This window comes from Cellulosimicrobium cellulans, assembly GCF_001722485.1.
Classification (GTDB): Bacteria; Actinomycetota; Actinomycetes; order Actinomycetales; family Cellulomonadaceae; genus Cellulosimicrobium; species Cellulosimicrobium cellulans_A.
On sequence record NZ_LWGL01000270.1, the window covers coordinates 1 to 2,447 of the forward strand.

A 2,447-nucleotide genomic window follows, 5' to 3' on the forward strand; every position below is an offset into this window, starting at 1 on the left:
GGCGTCGTCGCCGCCCCGCACCGGGCGGCGTCGGCACCGTCACGCTCGTCGGCGGCGGCCCCGGCGCGGTCGACCTGCTCACCGTGCGCGGCCGGCGCGCGCTCGCCGAGGCGGACGTCGTCGTCGCGGACCGGCTCGGACCGGTCGAGGTGCTCGAGGAGCTCGCGCCCGGCGTCGAGGTGATCGACGTCGGCAAGACGCCCGGGAACCACCCCGTGCCGCAGCACGAGATCAACGCGATCCTCGTCGAGCAGGCGCGGCGCGGGCGGGCCGTCGTGCGCCTCAAGGGCGGGGACCCGTTCGTGTACGGGCGCGGCGGCGAGGAGGTCCTCGCGTGCCGCGAGGCCGGCGTCCCGGTCGAGGTCGTGCCGGGCGTGTCGAGCGCGCTGAGCGTGCCCGCGCTCGCCGGCATCCCCGTGACGCACCGCGGGACCGTCGCGGCGTTCCACGTCGTCAGCGGCCACGACGGCCTCGACGCCGCGTCGCTCGTGTCGGTGCGCGAGCGCGCGGCTACGCTGGTCGTCCTCATGGGTGTCTCGCAGCTGTCACGCATCGCGGCCCAGGCGCTGGACGCCGGGGCCGACCCGGCGCTGCCCGTCGCCGTCGTCGAGAACGGGTCCACGCCGCGCCAGCGCGTGACGAGCGCGCCGCTTTCCGACGTCGCCGAGCGCGCCGCCCAGGCCGGGGTCCGGGCCCCGGCGATCATCGTGATCGGGGACGTGGCCGCCGAGGGACGGCTCGACCCGGCGCCGCCCGCGTGACCGGGGACCACGCCGCCGGGCTCGAGGCGCCCGGTGCCCGTCCCGCGCTCGGGCAGGTGATGGCGGGCTGCACCGTGCTCCTCACGGCCGACCGCCGCAAGAGCGAGCTCGCCGCCGCGCTCGAGCGCCGCGGGGCGGAGGTGCGCCACGCGCCGGCGCTGAGCATGATCCCGCACGCCGACGACGAGCAGCTCCTCGCCGGGACGCGTGACCTCGTCGAGCACCCGCCGGACGTCGTCGTCGTGACGACGGGCATCGGGTTCCGCTCGTGGGTCGAGGCCGCGGACGCCCACGGGCTGGCGGACCGCCTGCTCGAGGTGCTCAGCGACGCACGGCTCGTCGCGCGCGGCCCCAAGGCGCGGGGTGCGATCCAGGCGGCCGGGCTCACCGCGGACTGGGTCGCCGAGTCCGAGACGTCGGCCGAGATCGCCGACGTCCTGCTCGGCGAGGGCGTCGCAGGCCTGCGCATCGCCGTCCAGCACCACGGAGCCGGCGCGGACGGGCTCGACGTCGTGTTCGCCGAGGCGGGCGCAGAGGTGGCGTCGCTCGTCGTGTACCGGTGGGGACCGCCGCCCGACCCGGACGTCGTTCGCGCGTCCGTCGAGGCGGCGGCGTCGGGCGAGATCGACGCCGTCGTGTTCACCTCGGCGCCCGGCGCGGAGGCGTGGATGAGCGCCGCCGAGGAGCACGGGGTCGGCCGGCTCGTCGTGAGCCGCTTCCAGGACGGCTCGATGGTCGCGGCCGCCGTCGGGCCGGTCACCGCCAAGCCCCTCGAGCACCGGGGTGTCACGGCGCTCCAGCCCGAGCGCGGACGCCTCGGCGCGCTGGTCCGCGCGCTCGTCGCCCACTACGAGCACGCCGAGACGGTGGCGCTCGCGACCGTCGCAGGGCCGCTGCAGATCCGCTCGCGCGTCGCGGTGCTCGACGGCGCGGTGCTGCCCCTGTCGCCGAGCTCGCTCGAGGTGCTGCGCCTCCTGGCGTCGCGGCGGGGGGAGGTCGTCACGCGCGACGACGTCCTCGACATCCTGCCCGGCGACTCGCGCGACCCGCACGCCGCCGAGGTCGCGGTCGCGCGGCTGCGCGAGGCGGCCGGTCGGCGCGACCTCGTGCGGACCGTCGTCAAGCGCGGATACCGATTGGAGCTCGCATGAGCACGGAGATCCTGGCCTTCCCGTCCGACGCGTCGGGGCGTCCCGCGTCCGAAGGCGCGGGGGGAGGGCATCCGTCGGCGGGCGGCGCGCCTGTGCTCGTCGGCTGCTCGCACGGCACGAACGACATCGCCGGGCGCGCGGTGATCCGCGCGCTGCTCGACGACGTCCGCGCCGCCCGACCCGACCTCGACGTGCGCGAGGCGTTCGTCGACGTCCAGCGGCCCGAGGTGGCGGACGTCGTCACGTCGGTCGTCGCGCCGGCGGACGGCGAGCCCGGGGACGCGGTCGTCGTGCCGCTGCTCCTCTCCGGCGGGTTCCACGTGGGGGTGGACATCGCCGCGTCGGTCGAGGACCGCGGACCCGGGACGGGCTCCGCCGCGGCGGCGACGCCGCTCGGGCCCGACGAGCGGCTCGTGGACCTGCTCGCCGACCGCCTCGCGGAGGCCGGCGTGCGCGCCGACGACGCCGTGGTGATCGCCGCGGCGGGGTCGAGCCGCCCGGGCGCCGCGCGCGACGTCGAACGGCTCGCTGCCGG

At 77.8% G+C, this 2,447-nt stretch carries 3 protein-coding genes; all 3 read left to right on the top strand.

Features of this window, described 5'->3' with window-relative positions:
- On the top strand, positions 1–761 hold a 761-nt coding region (gene cobA, locus JZ5iCDA_RS16815; RefSeq protein ID WP_253182135.1), incomplete at its 5' end, for a uroporphyrinogen-III C-methyltransferase.
- Positions 762–820: 59 nt separating this feature from the next.
- Positions 821–1,912, top strand: coding sequence for a uroporphyrinogen-III synthase (locus tag JZ5iCDA_RS16820; RefSeq protein ID WP_069388166.1), 1,092 nt, complete (start codon positions 821–823; stop codon positions 1,910–1,912).
- Positions 1,909–2,447: sirohydrochlorin chelatase (locus JZ5iCDA_RS16825; RefSeq protein ID WP_171905421.1), on the top strand; the 539-nt coding region annotated here is incomplete at its 3' end. The genes JZ5iCDA_RS16820 and JZ5iCDA_RS16825, both read left to right, overlap by 4 nt.

Bases quoted from the DNA above. Each gene is read 5' to 3' on its own strand.
- JZ5iCDA_RS16820 (WP_069388166.1), top strand. From the start codon at position 821: ATGGCGGGCTGCACCGTGCTCCTCACGGCCGACCGCCGCAAGAGCGAG.